Source organism: Halorubrum tibetense (assembly GCF_055396225.1).
Genome location: NZ_AP043742.1, coordinates 2,470,840 through 2,486,832, shown reverse-complemented (window position 1 = coordinate 2,486,832; position 15,993 = coordinate 2,470,840). Strand labels below are relative to the sequence as shown.

Here is a 15,993-nt window from a genome sequence, read left to right as displayed (position 1 = left end):
AGACTGGAGGTGCTGAGACCGGGCGAATCGGGCCACCGACGCTCAGGGTGTCCGCCGGTCCCCAACAGATTTGTATCCGACCGGTGTTCACGGAGGTATATGTCCCGGCTGTTACCCTCCCTGCCGGATTCGACGCCGGACGACCGCGATCCCCGAGTCGTCGGCGTCGACGACGACGAGGCCAAGGACCTCATCGCCGCGCTCGGTTCCGAGACCGCACGGAACGTCCTCTCCGCGCTCCACGACGAACCCGCCACGACCTCCGAGCTGGCCGACGAGCTCGACACCTCGTTACAGAACGTCCAGTACCACCTTTCGAAGCTCAGCGACGCCGACGTCGTCGATGTCGTCGACACCACGTACTCCGAGAAGGGCCGCGAGATGAACGTGTACGCGCCGACGGACGAGCCACTGGTGTTGTTCGCGGGCGGTGCCGACCAGTCCCACGGGATCAAAACCGCGCTCAAGCGGCTACTTGGCGGATACGGGGTCATCGGGCTCGCCGCGCTAGCGGCGCAGGCCGCGTTTTCCTCGCTCCTCCCGGACGTGGGACTGGCCGACGACGCGCCGGCAACGACCGAAGACGGGGCGGCGACCGACGACGTCGACGATGTCGGGGTCGCGACCGAGGACCCGGACGAGCCGACCGACGACGCGGAGGCCGCGCCGGAGCCGGACGAGGAGTTCGCGGATGTCGACGCCAGCGTCGAGGACACGGGGTATCAGTTCCGCGAGGCCGCCGGGGAGTCGGAGCTACTCACGGAGCTCGCGGCGACGCTTTCGGAACCGGGCGTCGTGTTCTTCCTCGGCGCAGCGCTCGTGTTCACGCTCGCGTGGCTCGCCTGGTATCGGGGCGACTGGGGCCCCTAAGACGACACGACACGGCGGGACGGGCGCACGCGATCCACATCTCGGGGACAGGTATTCATGCGGCCGCCCCGTGTCTCACGTATGGAACACGAAGCGGAGGTCGTCGGAGTCGGCGCGGGCTCCGCGCCCGGTGGGGACGTCCCAGCAGTCGTGCTCGGCGTCCGGGGCGAGTACGTCCCGATCTTCGTCAGCGGCGACCAGGCCCGGTCGATCGGGATGGTGTTGGAGGGAGAGCCGTTCGACCGGCCGCTCACGCACGACCTGCTCGTGGAGATCCTCACCGAGTTCGGCGGGGCCATCGATCGGGTGCGGATCGACGACCTCACCGACGGGACCTTTTACGCCAAGATAGACGCCCAGCGGTACGAGAACGGCGAGCCGGAGTCGTTCGTCTTCGACGCCCGTCCCTCGGACGCGCTCGCGCTCGCCGTCCGCATCGACTGCCCTATCATGGTTTCCGACGACGTGATAGACGAAGCGGGCCGTCATCCCGACTCCGTTCAGTTCGGCGACGACCGTCGCGAGGGCTCATAAAGGGGTTCAAGTCGCCCGCCGCCGGATCGGAGATATGACCGATACGGACGACGACCCGGACACGGATTCGGAAACCGCGACCGTCGCGGAGTCGTACACCGAGATGACGGAGCTGCTCTTGCCGAACGACACCAACAACCTCGGTCGGGCGCTGGGTGGTGCGGTGTTACACTGGATGGACATCTGTGGCGCGATCGCCGGGATGCGCTTCGCCAGCCGGCAGGTGGTCACCGCCTCGATGGACCACGTCGACTTCATCGCGCCCATCGAGATGGGGGAAGTCGTCGTAGTCGAGGGGTACGTGTTCAACGCCGGGCGAACGAGTCTCGACGTGAAAGTCGAGGTACGTGCGGAGAATCCTCGAACCGGCGATTCGCGCCGGACCACCACCTCCTACTTCACCTTCGTCGCACTCGACGAGGCGGGGCGGCCGACCGAAGTGCCCGCGGTCGAGTGTCCGACCGCGGAAGAGACCGCGCTCCGCGAGCGCGCCATCGAAGGACGACGCGAGCAGCTCCGCGAGGTCGTCGACCGCTACGATGTCTGATCGGTCGGCGAGCCGCCGCCCGAGTCGCTCCGGATCGGCCGCGCGGATCCGACCGTCTCGTACGCGCTGACGACCCGCTCGGTCAGGTCGTCGAGCGTGGCCGCCCGCGAGAGGTGGCTCCGACAGTCGCAGTCGGACGCGCCGAACCCCTCGACCGGACCTTCGGGGAGTCGGGTCGCGACGGCACATTCGACGTCGACGCCCGGGCCGTGGACGACACGGTCGATCCCGACTGCCGGGTGGCCGAGGAGGTAGTCGATGTGCCAGTGTCGGACGTCGTGCGTGCCCGCGGCGGTCCGGCGATGCCGGTGGACGCGCGAGAACCCGCCCGCACCGAGCGCGCTCCCGGTGTAGGCGTACGCTCCTGCGGGGAAGCGACACTCGCCGAGCGCGCCGACCGCGATCGTGGCTGTTTCGGGGAGCTCGGCGACGAGGGTGTACGTCCCGCCGCTGTCGGCTGTCGGGGCGGTCACGCGGCGGCGTCCGACGGGTCCGGCGGGTCACTCGCGGCCGGCCGGAGGGAGTCGACCAGCGGGGCCGCCTCGGCCGTCAGCTCGTACGTGTCGTGGAAGTCGTCGGGGTCACGACCGCGACCGGAGAGCGTCCCGACCGCGCTCGCGATCCGGTCGTAGTTGTCCCGCACCAGCCCGCCGACGATCCCGGGGGTCCCCGCGCGGTCGGCGAGCTCTTCGGCCGCGGCTTTCCCGGCGTAGACCCGCTCCTCGCTCGGGTCAACGAGCACCATCGCGAACGGCCGCGCGCCGAACTGCGCTTCAAGAAACGGACCGACGGGGTCGGCCTCCCACGGCACGGCGAGGACGCCGTCGAGGCGGCGGAGCGCGACCGCCGCCATCGAGCAATACGGACAGTCGCCGTCGAAGATCAGGACGGGCGCGTCCGATGTATTACTCATACGACATACTACGGGTCGGCACGTCTTAAAAAGCAGGTCAGGGTGGTCACGTCGGGCGAGCGCCCCCGTCTCTCGGCCGGGCGGACGCGGTCGGTTCTCGGCCGAGCGAACACGACCGTCTCTCGTCTCTAGGACGGCCGGGCGACTCAGTGCGAGTGGCCGAGCGCGTCCTGGAGCGACTGGCCGAACCGCTCCTCGAACAGCTCCTCGGCGGTCTCGTTCATCTCGGCGATGTCCTCGGGGACGTCGCCCTCGCTGTGGTGAGCGATCACGTGCGCCTGCTGGGCCATCGCCTGGACGACGACATCGGTGACGACGCGGGTCGACGGCTCGCCCTGTTCGCTGAGCACGTCGACCAGCCCCGCGGGCAGTTCAAACGACTCTTCTTCTCCGTCCGGGCCGGTTACGACGTAGGTTTCGGTGGCTCCCATACACCCAGATAACGCCGCGTACCTAAGGGTGTGTGGAATCCGGATCACCGCGACGCGCGCTTCGTACCGTCCGGCCCGACGATCGCATGAGAGAAGCCATCCGAGTACGACCTCAGTGCATAGAGATGGACGCGGACCGGTCGGAGAGGAGGATAGCCAAGAGGTACACGCCGATGGCGATAACGATGATGGAACCTCCCGGTGGAAGGCTCGCGCCGATCGCGACGGCGAGCCCCCCAAGGACGGCGACCTGTCCGATCAGCACCGACAGGTAAACCGTCTCGCGGAAGCTCCGTGAGAGCTGTGAGGCGGCCGCGACGGGGATGACGAGTAACCCGGCGACGAGAATGACCCCGAGTATCTGCATCGCGCCCACGACGACCGTCGCGGTCATTACGATGAGGAGCGCGTTGTATCGGTCGACGTTCAGCCGAGCGACGCGCGCGGCACGCTCGTCGAACGTGATGAAGAGGAACTGCTTGTAGTTGTACGCGACGAGCGCGACGACGACGACACTGAGCACGGCGACGAGTCGCGCGCCGGTCGCGGTAACGATGGCGAGGCTCCCGAAGAGGAAGTCCTCGATATCGATCGCGATGGCGACGAACTCCCGACTCCAGCTGATGACGAGGGTCCCCACCGCGAAGCTCCCCGTGAGGACGATCGCGATCGGGACGTCGCCGTAGCTATCGGTGCGTTCGGTCAACCACTGGAGGCCGAGGGCGCTCGTCGCGCTGACGACCAACGCGACGATCAGCAGTGTCCCGCTCGACCCGAACGCAGCGACTGCCCCACCCGCGAGCCCCGCGCCGAGCGCTATGAACAACATCCCGAACGCGACGCCGGCGAACGCGGTGTGTGCGAGCGTCTCGCCGATCAGCGCCATCTGGCGGTGCACGAGGAACGCGCCGACGACGGGGCCGACGACGCCGACCAGCACACCGGTCGCCGCCGCCCGCCAGACGAACGGGTGCCGGAAGACGTTCGTACCGAGATAGAAGTCCGCCCACTCACCGATCACGAGGAACCCGGCGAACCAACCAGCGGTAACGGTGCCGACCGCTCCGGGGGCGTCACGGAGCCAGTCGAGCGCGATGAACGCGAGCATCCCCGTCGCGAGGACGCCGACCAGCACGACACCGAGTAGTTCGAGTCGTTCCCGCGTCGACCCCCCGACGTTCGTGATCGTGGCTGCCGCCGTGTCATCTCGGGCGGCCCGACCGTCGTCCTGGACGGCGGCGTGGATCGTGGCCCCGCCGTCGACAGTCGGTTCGCCATCGCCCCGCTCGCTGTCGGCCGGACTGCCCCGATCGTCGTGTTCCTCAGTCATTGGTGGTCGTGTTCGATGATCCCGCTTTCTCGACCGTACGCGTCGGCGAGTGCGTCGCTTTCGAGGAACGAGACCGTGTCGCCGTGGTGGTAGAGGTCCACGTTGATACAGGCAACGGTGTCGACGTGTTTCGTGAGCACCCCGATATCGTGTTCGATCAGGACGATAGTCATCCCGTTGCGGTTCAGCTCGTCGAGGAGGTCGTAAAACCGGTCCCGCGAGTCGGCGTCGATGCCGACCGTAGGCTCGTCGAGCGCGAGCACGTCCGCCTCCGAGGCGAGCGCACGGGCGATGAACGCCCGCTGGCGCTGACCGCCGGAGAGCGCGCTGACGCGACGATTGGCGAGCGGTTCGATCTCCACGGTTCGCATCGCTTCGGTGGCGATCGCCCGGTCCTCGTCGGTGAGCCGCGAGCGACCCGCGCGTGCGAACCGTCCCATGAGCACCGTCTCCCGGACCGTGACCGGCATCGCGTCTCCCCGGTCCGACGCCCGCTGACCGACGTAGCCGATCCGTTCGCCCTCGTCGAATTCGTGGGCGGGTTCGCCGAACAGCGACACTCGTCCCGCGTCGGGTTCGTGGAGCCCGAGCATCAGGTGTAGCAGGGTCGTCTTCCCGGAGCCGTTCGGGCCGATCAGCCCGAGGAACTCCCCCGCCTCAACCGAAAGCGACACGTCGTCAACAGCCAGCGTCTCGCCGTATCCGAACGTGACGTCTTCCACGTCGATCACGCGGCTCATCGCGACCCCCACGGGCGCAACGACTCCGGGCCACACTCCCGCCACGGAGTGGACGACTCGAGTGGCCGCGTAGTAGGCCTACGCATCGAGTGCCGTCCGGAGCGATGGGACGTTGATCTCCAGCATCTGTTCGATCCAGCCCCACTCGTCTTCCGCCCACGTCGGCGTCGTTCCCTCCGCCGGAGTGAGCATCTCAGCGTTGTTCACGTCCGTGTTCTCCATGAGGAGTTCGACCATCTGTGGGACATCCGTCTCAGGATCGGGGGCTTCGAACGGGTCGTACAAGACCGTATGGATGTCGTGCTCCTCGATGACGTCGACGAGGCCGGCGATGTCCTCGAACGACTCGGCCGCATCCGGCGAGATCCCGGTCGGCGTTCGCAGTTCGAAGTCGTAGCGTCGTTCGATGTACTGGAACGAGTCGTGACCGGCGAACACGGCGACATCGCGCTCGGCATCGTCGGAGAGCGTTTCGAACGCGGCGTCAACCTCGTCCATCCGCCCGACGTACTCGTCGTGATTCGCCTCGTACGTGTCGGCGTGGTCCGGGTCGAGCTCGACGAGCGCGTCACGGATGTTTCCGACCATCCGCTGGCCGAGCACGGGATCGGTCCAGACGTGTGGGTCATGGAACTCGGTCGCGCCGGACTCGCCGGCTTCGATCACGTCGAACGCGGCGGGTTCGTCCGCTGTGTCGTAGATGACCTCGCCGTCGTCGAGGATCTCGAATACAACCGCGGTTCGACCGGTTTCGAGACCCGTGAACTCCACCTGGCGACCGTGTGCCTCGATATCGACGATCGCCGGTTCCCCGTCGGCGATCCGGGCGTCGACGGCGTAGCGCTCCGATTCGCCCAGCGGCACCACCCGTCCTTGGTCGTCCTCAAGGACGATCCCGACTGGGACCGTCGCGTCGAAGGGAACGTCCGGGATACCGCCGTGCCAGTGTTCGGTGTGCCAGTAGCCGAGCTGGTCGTCGGACCGCAGGTCGTAGATGTCGAACTCGTCGAGCCGAAGCGACTCGAGTGGGTAGTCGTGGCCATAGTCGAACCCCGGTAACGCCCCCGAGTCGAATCCGATAAGATACGGCCCGAGCCCGTCGAGCAGGTCGTACGTCGCCACGTCGTCGTAGTCGCGTTGGAGCTCGCGAGCCACGTCCTGTGCCCAGGAGAACTCCGGGGTGTCCAGATATATGAACGCCCGCGTCGACGCGATATCACGGGCGACATCACCGTCGGGACTCCACCCATGACCCATCTGACCGACGGAGATCGGGTTCGTGAACTCGAACTCGTCACCCGCGACGTGCTCGGCCCAGTCCTGGATCGTAAAGAACGCGGTGTACCCGGCCCGCTCCGAGTCACCCTCGAACGGACTCCCGAGGGCGGTGCAGCCGGCAAGGCCCGCCACGGCCGCGACCCCGGCTCCCGAGCGAAGAACCGTTCGTCTGGAGAGTTTCATATCCGTTATTTAGTCCCATTCGGATAAAAGCGTTATTATACTCTTGGCCCTGATTATTAACTAGATGGACGGGCGTGGACGTCGGTCGAGATGTTCGCGTGTCCCGTCACGGGTGAGGCCAGCATGACCCGCGGATCCGATCGACCGTGGTCCGTCGGGCCACGGGCCGCGCTTCACCGACTTCGTGGACATCTGATCGGCTGCGTCTCCGTGGACGCGCGATCACTCGCGGCGTTCAGGATCCTGCTCGGCCTGCTCGTGATCGCGGACCTACTTCTGAGAGCGCGGAACTTCGGGTTCTACTACACGGATGACGGGGTAGTTCCGCAGTCGCTTGCCGAGCGGGGAGCCGCGGAGCACGCGTTCTCGGTGTACTACTACGTCTCGGAGCCGGAGCTCATCGCGGCGTTGTTCCTGCTTCAGGGAATGTTCGCGCTGGCGCTCGTCGTCGGGTATCGGACCCGGGCGGCGACCGTGATCTCCTTCCTGTTCGTCGTCTCACTCGATCACCACAACCCGTTCGTGTTGAGCTACGCGGACACGCTGTTTCGATTGTTGTTCTTCTGGGCGGTCTTCCTCCCGTTGGGGGAACGGTGGTCGGTCGACGCGCTCCACGCGGACGGGGCGAGACGTCGAACCGTCGCTGGCGTCGCGACCGGGCTGGCGATGGCACAGATGGTGTTTATGTACTTCCTCAACGGCGTCCACAAGGCGACCTCCGAGACGTGGCGCAGCGGCGACGCCGCGCCGCTCGTCTTCGGGATCGACGAGATGACGTTTCTGCTCGGTGACTTCGTGCGAGCGTTCCCGACGCTCGTCGGATACGGCGGACTGGTCTGGTTCTCCATGCTGCTCGGCTCGTTCCTGCTGGTACTGCTCCACGGTCGGCCCCGGATCACAATGGTCGCGTTATTCGTCCTCGGTCACGCGTCGTTCGCGGTCACGGTGCGGATCGGGGCGTTCGCGTACGTCGCTATCGCCGGACTGACGCTGTTCCTCCAGTCGGCGTTTTGGCGCGATGCCGGACGGGTCGCCCGTCGACTCAGGGTCGACCCGGCCACGGTCGAGACGCGAGTACGAACGACCGTCGGCGTCCCCCTTGCCGCGGCGCTTCCGGCGGTCCGAGTCCCGTCGAGAATGGACCGAACAACGCGTGTACTGTCGACTCTGACGATCTGGCTCGTCGCCGGCGCAATGCTACTCGTTGTCGCGCTGGCGTTGCTCAACGCCGGAGCCGTCGCCGACGACACGTACGATCAAGACGAGGTGAACGCGCTGGTTGAACAGCACACTGTCGGGAGCCACGTGTATCTCGTCGCGGAGTCGCTCGGTATCAGACAGCCCGAGTGGAGCGTGTTCGCTCCACAGCCGCGAACGACGGATCGGTACTACGTATTTGGTGGACGAACCGTGGATGGCAACCGGGTCGACGTGTTCAATGACCGGGCGTTCACGTGGGATCGACCGGGAGATCAGCTCCAGAAACAACACGACACCTATCGGATGCGGTTCTTCATGAATAGCGTCCGGCGCGGGTCTGTCGGCGGCGACCTCACGGCCAGTTACGGCGAACATCTCTGTCGGACGTACGCCGAGGCGTACGACATCGATCTCTCACACATCAGTATGTTCGAGGTTGCGGAGCGGATAACGTTCGGGACGATCGACGACCCGAGTGACCGCGAAACCGATCGGACCCACTTCTATCGGCACGAGTGCGGCAGCTGAGTCCTTATTAGCGATCGAGACCGGCTCTCGACTATCGTGCCATCCATGAGAGAGGCTCACGGTACAGTATGGTGAGCGTCTGAAGATGGCCACTCTGCCCGTGACGAGCGATAACTAGCCACCAGCGACACCGTTCGATCCGGATAAATGACCGTTCCAGCAGTTCGAGACACCGACTCCCGTCGGTGATCGGGACGCACTCTCCAACGACCGACTGGTCCGGTCCAGTGGTCGTCCGTGGAACGGATGTTCAACGGAATCTTCGCGTCTAACCGGTATCGAAACCGGGGCGAAAGTGCGACGCGTTTCGGCAACGACTAACCGCGGGGTCGTGAGGCGGGAACCCCGTTAGGCGTCGAGCGTCAGCTCGACGAGGACGCGGCCGTGGTCCGCCTCGGCGACGACGTAACGCTCGATATCGGCACAGGTCTCGACGCCCTCCTGCTCGTGGAGCGTGTGCCCCTCGTGGACCGTCACGGAGCCGCCGGTGGTGAAGAACCCGAAGGTGTCGCCGCCGCCATGGTCGTGATCGTCGTCGTGGTCGTGGTCGTGCTCGTCGTCGTGGTCGTCGTCATGCTCGTCGTCGTGGTCGTCGTCATGCTCGTCGTCGTGGTCGTCGTCATGCTCGTCGTCGTGATCATCGTCGTGATCGTGGTCGTCGTGGTCGTCGGTATCGCCATAGGCCTCAGCGTCGAACGCGATGAACGCGCTAGAGCCCTCCACAGAGACATCGAACGGTTGGTGAGTTGCATCGATTACAGTTGCTTCCTCGGCGGATCCGCCACCGACGAGGGATTCGGGTTCGTCGAACTCCATGTGTCCGCAAGCCTCGTCGATGACTGCCTGTGAGACGCGTTCGCCGTGGTCGTCGTCGTGGTCGTGGTCGTCGTCGTGGTCGTCGTCGTCGTGGTCGTCGTCGTCGTCGTGGTCGTGATCGTCGTCGTGGTCGTGATCGTCGTCGTGGTCGTCGTCGTCGTCGTGGTCGTGATCGTCGTCGTGATCGTGGTCGTCGTCGTGGTCGTGGTCGTCGTCGTGATCGTGACCACCCACGCCCTCGACCAAGAGGGTCATCGAGGCGGAGCCGTCCCCACCAGGGTCGCCTCCATCGTCCGTCTCCGGTGCTTCCTCGTCCGAGCACCCGGCCAGAGACGCCGCCACACCGACTCCCAGCAGTCCGGCACCGCGTTTCAGCATCGTTCGCCGTGTTCCTGTCATCACTCCCACTAACGCTGATTAATAGAAAAGTGTTGTTATATAATAAGAGATGGTTAATATAGAATGCGAGACGGGAGGAGGCGTACCCGATCGCCGGCGACTATTCGGTCAGATCGACCACGGTCGCCCCCGCGAGGTCGGCGAGCCGCTCCGGTTCGATAGGGAACACCGCGTTCGGCGTGCCGGCGGCGCCGTAAACGGTGTCGAACCCCGCGAGGGTGGGGTCCATCACTGTCGGGAGCGCGGCGTCGTGACACAGCGGCGGGACGCCACCGATACTCCAGCCGACCGTCTCGCGGATCCGGTCCGGGTCGCCCATGAACGCCTCGTCGGCTCCGAAGTGGCCCGCGACGGCGTCGAGGTCGAGCCGGTTCGCGCCACTCGTGATCCCCGCGACGAGCGCCCCGTCGTGTTCGCCCCCCGAGAGCGACACCACGATGGTGGAGGCGATAGCCGCGGTCTCACAGCCGACCGCCTCCGCAGCCGCCGCCGCGGTTTTCGTCCCCGTCTCGAACTCGGACACGTCCACATCGAGGTCGTACCGCTCGCGTGCGCGCGCTGCGAACTCCGCCGCTCGTTCGTGCATGGGGCGTACAGCGCCGCCTGTCGGTATCAACCCCCCGGACGCGGTAGATATGGACGCGCCGCTCTACCGTGTCGCGGGTACGGGGAGGCTCGATTCCTCGGCTCACCGACGCTCCCCTCGCTCACTCCCGCGGAAGGCGTCCGAGTCCGTGCCAGATAGCGTCGATCAGCCGAGCCTCCCCGTCGGCCGCGGGGTCCGTTTCCGGCCACCCGTGAGCGATGGCGTCCTCCAACGCCGCGAGCGAGTGGTTCTCGAAGTTGTTGACCCCGCGGAACGACTCCAGTGCGTCGCGCTCCGCCTCGCCGAACGACGCGGACGGCTCGCCGTCGACGAACCCGAGCTCCGCGAGCGTTCCCGTCACCGCCTCGGCGACATCCCCGTCTACGGACACGGGGTCGTCCGGCTCCGCCCGCGAGAGCAGCGTCACGTCGTACAGCTTGAACACCCGTTCGAGCTCCGCGATCGGGTCCTCGTGGTCGTCCACCCTGACGTCGATCCACCGGTCGTTCCGGCCGTCGTACCCCCCGTCGGGCTTGGCGACGTACAGCGCGGCCGACTGTTTCCCGCGCGAGTCACCGCCCGCCTCGTCGCCCGCGAACAGCGCCGCGAGTAACCGCTCCGGGAGGTCGCCATCCTCCGACTCGTACGCCTCCGCCATCGCCGTCAGGGTGGCCTCGTTCTCCAAGATGTTCCCCTGGACCGTATAGGTCTCTCCCTGTTGGTCGCCGGCAACATCGAGACAATCATCACCGGTGTACGCCGCGATCGATCCGTCCGCGCCGACGACGCCCACCTGCCGGCTCGCCGCCTCCTCGTCGTCCTCGACGAGGGCGTCGATCGCCTCCGCGGCGGTGTACCCCTCGCGGAGCAGGTCGAGTCCGTCCGGGCCGTACGCGACGTTCGCGAAGCTCTGCGTTGCGATCGCGCCCGCGTCCGCGGCCGCGAACGGAACGACGGAGCCGACGCTGACGAACTTGGACTGGACGGCGACGCCGACGGCTTCCGTTTCAGGGTCGTGTGCGACGATCGAGAAGGTCATGCCGGATCCGGCGACCGCCGTAGACAAAAGCGTTCAGGCGGCGGCAGTCGGGTGGCACATCGTCGGCAGTCGCGAATCTGGTGTACCGTCGGTGGTCGCGGATCCGCCGTGCCGCGCGGTTACGCGTCCTCGTCGAGCGCCTGCCACGAGAGCCGCGGGTTACGGGCGGCGTCGGCCTGGTCGATCCGGGCGGCGGCGGTCCGGTTGGGCGCGGTTTCGAGCGACTCGTCATCGTCCGCGTACGCCGCGTTGAACGCGGCCGCGAGGTCGTCGAGCGACGATCGGCTCTCGATCTCCGTCGGTTCGGTCAGCATCGCCTCCGGGACCATCTCCGGCCACTTGGTGGTCGGCGGATGGACGCCGAAATCGAGCATCCGCTTGGCGATGTCAGCTGCATCCCGGTCGCCCGCCGTCGCCGCGAACTCGTGATGGAACGGCTCGAACGGCACGTCGAGATCGATCCGCTCGGCGAGATAGTTGGCGTTGAGCACGGCCTTCGCTGCGGCGTCCGACAGCCCCTCGTCACCGAGCCGTGCGATGTACGCGTACGCCTTTATGAGGACCTGCCAGTTCCCCTCGAACCCGTGGACCTTTCCGATCGACTCGGACGGCGTGAACCGCTCGTAGCCGCTTCCCGTCTCCGACTCCCGAACCCGCGGACCGGGTAGGAACGGCGCGAGCTCGTCCGTGACGCCCACGGGACCCGCACCGGGCCCGCCGCCGCCGTGCGGGGTCGCGAACGTCTTGTGGACGTTGTAATGCATCACGTCGAACCCCATGTCGCCGGGGCGGCCTCGGCCAAGGAGCGCGTTGAGGTTCGCGCCGTCGTAGTACAACAGTCCGCCCGCGTCGTGGACGAGGTCGGCTATCGCTTCGATATCCCGTTCGAACAGCCCCACCGTGTTCGGGTTCGTCAACATGAGGGCGGCGGTGTCGTCACCGACGGCCGCCTCCAAGGCCTCGAAATCGACGCGACCGTCCTCACCGGACGGGAGCTCGACGACGTCGTATCCGGCGAGCGCGGCCGTCGCGAAGTTGGTCCCGTGTGCCGACGCCGGGATGACGACCTCCGACCGGTCGTTCCCGTGTCGCTCGTGGTACGCCTTCGCGATCAGGATCCCGGTGAACTCCCCGGCCGCGCCCGCCGGTGGTTGGAGCGTCACGGCGTCCATCCCGCCGATGTCCGCGAGGAACCCTTGGAGGCGATGCTGTAGCTCGAGGTTCCCCTGAAGGGTCCGGTCCGGGCGGTCTGGATGGACCGCCGCGTTCGGGTCGGCGGCGATGTCCTCGGTGAACTTCGGGTTGTACTTCATCGTACAGCTCCCGAGGGGGTACGGGCCCGAGTCGATCGCCCAGTTCATCTGCGAGAGTCGAGTGTAGTGCCGGGCGATCTCCGGCTCGGAGACGTCCGGCAGCGTCAGCTCGTCGCGCGTGAGGTCGTCGGGGAGCGGCGAGGACGCAGTGACGTCCACGGTCGCTTCTCCCTTCTCCGAGAGCAGCGGCTCTCGAACCGATCCCTCTTCACGGGCGTATCGTGCTTGATCGTGGATCATCTCAGATCACCTCCTCGAACGCGGCGACGAGGCCGTCGGCCCTGTCGGCGTTCAGGTCGGTCACACACACCTGTATCAGGTGTTCCCCGACGACGTGGACCGCGAACCCCTCGTCCGCCAGGTCGCCAGCCACGGCGGCGGCCGGCTGGTCGGTCCGCACGACGAACTCGCGGAAATGGTGTCGGTCGTGAACCGGCGCTTTCGCGCCCGAGAGGTCGTCGATCCGCCCGGCGAGCGCCGCGGCGTCGCGGACGCAGTCGTTCGCGAGCTCGACGAGCCCGTCCGGCCCCAGCGACGCCGCGTGGATCGCCGCGCGGAGCGCCACCCAGGCTTGGTTCGTACAGATGTTCGAGGTCGCCCGCTCCTTGCGGATGTGCTGTTCGCGGGTCTGGAGCGTGAGGGTGAACGCGCGGTCGCCGTTGGCGTCCTCCCCCGCTCCGACGAGCCGCCCGGGGACCTGCCGGAGGAACTCCTCGCGACACGCGAACACGCCGAGCCCCATCCCGTAGGCCGTCGGCAGCCCGAGCACGCCGGCCTCGCCGACGACGACGTCGGCCCCGACGCTCGCCGGCTCCTCGAGAACCGAGAGCGCGACGACGTCCGCGCCGAGCGTGAACAGCGCGTCGTGCTCGCTCGCGAGGTCGCCGACCGCCGAGAGCCGTTCCTCGATACAGCCACGGACCGTCGGGTTCTCCGCGTACACCATGACGACGTCGTCGCCAAGGCGGTCAGCGAGCGCGTCGACGTCGACGATGCCGTCGTCCATCGGATACGATTCGACGGTCAGATCCGCGCCCGCACAGTAGTTCTCCAGGACGGCCGCCTTGCCCTCGCGGAGGTGTTCGGGGACGACGACGACGTCGCCGCTCGTCGAGCGAACACGGTCCGCGAGCGTCGCGGCCTCCGCGAGGCCGGTCGCCGCGTCGTACATCGAGCAGTTGGCGACCGGGAGCCCGGTCAGCTCGACGAGCATCGACTGGTACTCGAACAGCACCTGTAGGAAGCCCTGTGAGACCTCCGGCTGGTACTGCGTGTAGCTCGTGATGAACTCCGCGCGGTCCGAGAGGTGATCGACGACGCTCGGAACGTAGTGGCCGTAGTGCCCCCGACCGAGGAACTCGACGAGGTCGTCGTTGCGGTCGAACAGCTGGGCGCACTCCCGGCGTATCCCCCGCTCGCTCCGGGGATCGATCCCGAACTCGCCGTCGAACGCGACCGTTTCGGGAATATCGAACAGGGCTTCCTCGTCGTCGACGTCGATCGCATCGAGCATCGCCGCGGTGTCGGCGTCGGTGTGAGGCGCATAGGGGCTACCGCTCACCGTCGCTCACCTCGTCGTCCGTCGGTGCCCGACTGACGGCCGGTGTGGCCGCGGGCAGATGTGTGTCGTGTCATGTATCTGTGGGCCCTCACGCGATCTGCTCGTCGTACTCGCTCGGGTCGAGCAGTTCCGCGAAGTCGACGCCGTCGCTCGGCTCGACTTCGATCATCCAGCCGTCACCGTACGGGTCGTCGTTGACCAGCTCGGGGCTGTCGAACAGCGCCTCGTTGACTGCGACGACCTCGCCGGAGACGGGCGAGTAGAGGTCGGAAACCGCCTTGATCGACTCGACGACACCGAACGCCTCGCCTGCCGTGACCTCGTCGCCGGCCGCCGGAAGTTCGACGAACACCACGTCGCCCAGCTCGTCTTGAGCGAACGCGGAGATACCGACCCGAACGGTGTCGCCGTCCGCAGTCGTCCATTCGTGCGATTCCAGGTACCGTAACTCGTCGGGAACTTCGAAGCTCATTGTAGGGTGTCTCGTGGTCCCTGTTCCCACCCGATCGCGACGAATTCAACGGGCGTCACGGCGAGCACGGCCGATACCACGCCGGGCACGGCCGGGACCGCGACGAGCGTGACTGGGTCGCCGGCGGGTACGGTGTCGCGGTCGTCATCAGGTGGGAACGGTCCACGGTTCGCGTACGTAACCCTTCCGAGGACGAGGAAATAAAAGGTGTGTTCCCGGCGGTCCGTCCCGCTTCACTGTTCACGGTCGGCGGCGTCCGTCCGAGGTCCGGAAGACGGTTCTCAGTCCCGCCAGCTGTGTTCCGGCTGCCAGTCGAGCAGCGCGTCCGCCTTCGAGAGGTCGACGATCCCTTCCGTGCCGTCGAACCCCTCGAACCCGTCCCGTCGTTCGGCGTCGGGATAGAACGCCTCGACCACCTCGGTAGTGGGTGCGTCGGCAGTCGTGTCGCCTGCGACGGCCCAGAACGCCTCGTGGCCCTCGAACTCCGCCTCGACGGCCTTCCGCGCGATCCGCGTCGCGTCCGCGACGGCGAGATATGAGAACAGCACCTCCCGGCCGGTGGCGGGGTGGACGTCGGCGAGCGCGTCGAGCGACCGATCGGCCTCCCGGAACTGTTCACGCATCTCCTCGTCGGTCGTCACCCAGGGGTATCGGAGCGAGGCGATCGTCAGGTCACAGGAAGGCCGTCGGCCGAACCCGTCGGCGGTCACCTCCATGGCGTGTTTCGCGATCCCGTAGGCGTCGTCCGGCGTCCGCGGGTGGTCCTCGTCGACCGGGAGGTACCGAACGTCGGCCGGCCGCTCCTGATGTTCGCTGCCTATCGCGTTGATGCTGGAGGGGAGCACGACGGACTCCAGTCCGAGCGCGTCCGCGGCCTCGAGGACGTGTGCCGCCGACAACACGTTACTCTCGTACACGCGATGGTCCGCGTTGCGGTAGGGATTCGGGATCGTCCCCATGTGGATGACCGCGTCCGCGTCGTACTTCGCGAGCGCGCCGTACGTCTCGCCGGCGTCGAGGAGGTCAGTCGTGACGTACCGGTCCGAGACCTCCTCGCGTCGTTTCCCCCGAGACACGTTCACCGTCTCGTAACCGTGTTCGGAGCAGTGTTCGAGTATCGCTTCGCCGATCTTACCGTTGCCGCCAGTTACCGCGATCGTGTCGAGCGTCATGATGGTATCGTGAGTGGTGTGATGTGTTCGAGTCGTGAGTGCGTATCCGAGCCGAGATCTGTTCGAGCCGAGAGCGGGCGT

At 66.8% G+C, this 15,993-nt stretch carries 17 protein-coding genes; 4 read left to right on the top strand and 13 right to left on the bottom strand.

Features of this window, described 5'->3' with window-relative positions; all coding sequences use genetic code 11:
* The first annotated feature begins 99 nt into the window (after window positions 1-99).
* The 3 genes from ACZ5TV_RS12365 (at window position 100) to ACZ5TV_RS12355 (ending at window position 1,951) form a co-directional block, all read left to right on the top strand.
* Window positions 100-870: an ArsR/SmtB family transcription factor gene (locus ACZ5TV_RS12365; RefSeq protein ID WP_379782989.1), complete on the top strand. Its 771-nt coding sequence runs from the start codon at window positions 100-102 to the stop codon at window positions 868-870.
* Between the two features lie 81 nt (window positions 871-951).
* Window positions 952-1,404 (top strand): bifunctional nuclease family protein, encoded by a 453-nt coding sequence (locus tag ACZ5TV_RS12360; RefSeq protein WP_379782987.1) that lies wholly within the window; start codon window positions 952-954, stop codon window positions 1,402-1,404.
* A gap of 34 nt (window positions 1,405-1,438) precedes the next feature.
* Window positions 1,439-1,951 (top strand): acyl-CoA thioesterase, encoded by a 513-nt coding sequence (locus ACZ5TV_RS12355; RefSeq protein WP_379782985.1) that lies wholly within the window; start codon window positions 1,439-1,441, stop codon window positions 1,949-1,951.
* Here the strand turns inward: ACZ5TV_RS12355 and ACZ5TV_RS12350 are convergent.
* The 6 genes from ACZ5TV_RS12350 to ACZ5TV_RS12325 form a co-directional block, all read right to left on the bottom strand.
* Window positions 1,939-2,424, bottom strand: coding sequence for a GIY-YIG nuclease family protein (locus tag ACZ5TV_RS12350; protein WP_464383891.1), 486 nt, complete (start codon window positions 2,422-2,424; stop codon window positions 1,939-1,941). The genes ACZ5TV_RS12355 and ACZ5TV_RS12350 overlap by 13 nt on opposite strands.
* Complete coding sequence (locus ACZ5TV_RS12345; RefSeq protein WP_464383890.1) at window positions 2,421-2,864, bottom strand: thiol-disulfide oxidoreductase DCC family protein; 444 nt, start codon at window positions 2,862-2,864, stop codon at window positions 2,421-2,423. The genes ACZ5TV_RS12350 and ACZ5TV_RS12345 overlap by 4 nt, the downstream gene beginning before the upstream one ends.
* 146 nt (window positions 2,865-3,010) lie before the next feature.
* Entirely contained in the window at window positions 3,011-3,295 is a 285-nt protein-coding gene (locus ACZ5TV_RS12340; protein ID WP_379780511.1) for a DUF7545 family protein, read from the bottom strand.
* Window positions 3,296-3,407: 112 nt separating this feature from the next.
* Window positions 3,408-4,625 carry a metal ABC transporter permease gene (locus ACZ5TV_RS12335; protein ID WP_379780509.1) on the bottom strand — a complete coding sequence of 406 codons (1,218 nt, stop codon included), beginning with the start codon at window positions 4,623-4,625 and terminating at the stop codon, window positions 3,408-3,410.
* A complete protein-coding gene (locus tag ACZ5TV_RS12330; RefSeq protein ID WP_379780507.1) occupies window positions 4,622-5,365 on the bottom strand; it encodes a metal ABC transporter ATP-binding protein in 744 nt (247 codons plus the stop codon). The genes ACZ5TV_RS12335 and ACZ5TV_RS12330 overlap by 4 nt, the downstream gene beginning before the upstream one ends.
* A 78-nt stretch (window positions 5,366-5,443) precedes the next feature.
* Window positions 5,444-6,826, bottom strand: a complete 1,383-nt coding sequence (locus ACZ5TV_RS12325) for a metal ABC transporter substrate-binding protein (RefSeq protein ID WP_379780505.1) — start codon at window positions 6,824-6,826, stop codon at window positions 5,444-5,446.
* 210 nt (window positions 6,827-7,036) lie between these two features.
* On the opposite strand from ACZ5TV_RS12325, the gene ACZ5TV_RS12320 reads away from it, so the two are divergent.
* Window positions 7,037-8,554 carry an HTTM domain-containing protein gene (locus tag ACZ5TV_RS12320; RefSeq protein ID WP_379780503.1) on the top strand — a complete coding sequence of 506 codons (1,518 nt, stop codon included), beginning with the start codon at window positions 7,037-7,039 and terminating at the stop codon, window positions 8,552-8,554.
* 348 nt (window positions 8,555-8,902) lie between these two features.
* Here the strand turns inward: ACZ5TV_RS12320 and ACZ5TV_RS12315 are convergent, their stop codons facing one another.
* The 7 genes from ACZ5TV_RS12315 to ACZ5TV_RS12285 form a co-directional block, all read right to left on the bottom strand.
* Window positions 8,903-9,769 (bottom strand): hypothetical protein, encoded by an 867-nt coding sequence (locus ACZ5TV_RS12315; RefSeq protein WP_379780501.1) that lies wholly within the window; start codon window positions 9,767-9,769, stop codon window positions 8,903-8,905.
* Window positions 9,770-9,869: 100 nt separating this feature from the next.
* Window positions 9,870-10,355 carry a YbaK/EbsC family protein gene (locus tag ACZ5TV_RS12310; RefSeq protein WP_379780499.1) on the bottom strand — a complete coding sequence of 162 codons (486 nt, stop codon included), beginning with the start codon at window positions 10,353-10,355 and terminating at the stop codon, window positions 9,870-9,872.
* 121 nt (window positions 10,356-10,476) lie between these two features.
* Window positions 10,477-11,394, bottom strand: coding sequence for a DUF1028 domain-containing protein (locus tag ACZ5TV_RS12305; protein WP_379780497.1), 918 nt, complete (start codon window positions 11,392-11,394; stop codon window positions 10,477-10,479).
* Window positions 11,395-11,513: 119 nt separating this feature from the next.
* Window positions 11,514-12,947, bottom strand: coding sequence for an aminomethyl-transferring glycine dehydrogenase subunit GcvPB (gcvPB, locus tag ACZ5TV_RS12300; protein WP_379780495.1), 1,434 nt, complete (start codon window positions 12,945-12,947; stop codon window positions 11,514-11,516).
* Between the two features lies 1 nt (window position 12,948).
* Window positions 12,949-14,220: an aminomethyl-transferring glycine dehydrogenase subunit GcvPA gene (gcvPA, locus tag ACZ5TV_RS12295; protein WP_464384346.1), complete on the bottom strand. Its 1,272-nt coding sequence runs from the start codon at window positions 14,218-14,220 to the stop codon at window positions 12,949-12,951.
* Window positions 14,221-14,356: 136 nt separating this feature from the next.
* On the bottom strand, window positions 14,357-14,740 hold the full coding sequence (gene gcvH, locus ACZ5TV_RS12290) for a glycine cleavage system protein GcvH (protein WP_379782709.1): 384 nt from the start codon (window positions 14,738-14,740) through the stop codon (window positions 14,357-14,359).
* Window positions 14,741-15,021: 281 nt separating this feature from the next.
* Window positions 15,022-15,912 (bottom strand): NAD-dependent epimerase/dehydratase family protein, encoded by an 891-nt coding sequence (locus tag ACZ5TV_RS12285; RefSeq protein WP_379782712.1) that lies wholly within the window; start codon window positions 15,910-15,912, stop codon window positions 15,022-15,024.
* Window positions 15,913-15,993 lie beyond the last annotated feature (81 nt).

What these genes read in the sequence shown, in the direction of transcription:
- ACZ5TV_RS12365 (WP_379782989.1), top strand. Translation starts at nt 100, where the DNA reads ATGTCCCGGCTGTTACCCTCCCTGCCGGATTCGACGCCGGACGACCGC.
- ACZ5TV_RS12360 (WP_379782987.1), top strand. Translation starts at nt 952, where the DNA reads ATGGAACACGAAGCGGAGGTCGTCGGAGTCGGCGCGGGCTCCGCGCCC.
- ACZ5TV_RS12355 (WP_379782985.1), top strand. Translation starts at nt 1,439, where the DNA reads ATGACCGATACGGACGACGACCCGGACACGGATTCGGAAACCGCGACC.
- ACZ5TV_RS12345 (WP_464383890.1), bottom strand. Translation starts at nt 2,864, where the DNA reads ATGAGTAATACATCGGACGCGCCCGTCCTGATCTTCGACGGCGACTGT.
- ACZ5TV_RS12340 (WP_379780511.1), bottom strand. Translation starts at nt 3,295, where the DNA reads ATGGGAGCCACCGAAACCTACGTCGTAACCGGCCCGGACGGAGAAGAA.
- ACZ5TV_RS12335 (WP_379780509.1), bottom strand. Translation starts at nt 4,625, where the DNA reads ATGACTGAGGAACACGACGATCGGGGCAGTCCGGCCGACAGCGAGCGG.
- ACZ5TV_RS12330 (WP_379780507.1), bottom strand. Translation starts at nt 5,365, where the DNA reads ATGAGCCGCGTGATCGACGTGGAAGACGTCACGTTCGGATACGGCGAG.
- ACZ5TV_RS12325 (WP_379780505.1), bottom strand. Translation starts at nt 6,826, where the DNA reads ATGAAACTCTCCAGACGAACGGTTCTTCGCTCGGGAGCCGGGGTCGCG.
- ACZ5TV_RS12315 (WP_379780501.1), bottom strand. Translation starts at nt 9,769, where the DNA reads ATGACAGGAACACGGCGAACGATGCTGAAACGCGGTGCCGGACTGCTG.
- ACZ5TV_RS12310 (WP_379780499.1), bottom strand. Translation starts at nt 10,355, where the DNA reads ATGCACGAACGAGCGGCGGAGTTCGCAGCGCGCGCACGCGAGCGGTAC.
- ACZ5TV_RS12305 (WP_379780497.1), bottom strand. Translation starts at nt 11,394, where the DNA reads ATGACCTTCTCGATCGTCGCACACGACCCTGAAACGGAAGCCGTCGGC.
- gcvPB (WP_379780495.1), bottom strand. Translation starts at nt 12,947, where the DNA reads ATGATCCACGATCAAGCACGATACGCCCGTGAAGAGGGATCGGTTCGA.
- gcvPA (WP_464384346.1), bottom strand. Translation starts at nt 14,220, where the DNA reads ATGCTCGATGCGATCGACGTCGACGACGAGGAAGCCCTGTTCGATATT.
- gcvH (WP_379782709.1), bottom strand. Translation starts at nt 14,740, where the DNA reads ATGAGCTTCGAAGTTCCCGACGAGTTACGGTACCTGGAATCGCACGAA.
- ACZ5TV_RS12285 (WP_379782712.1), bottom strand. Translation starts at nt 15,912, where the DNA reads ATGACGCTCGACACGATCGCGGTAACTGGCGGCAACGGTAAGATCGGC.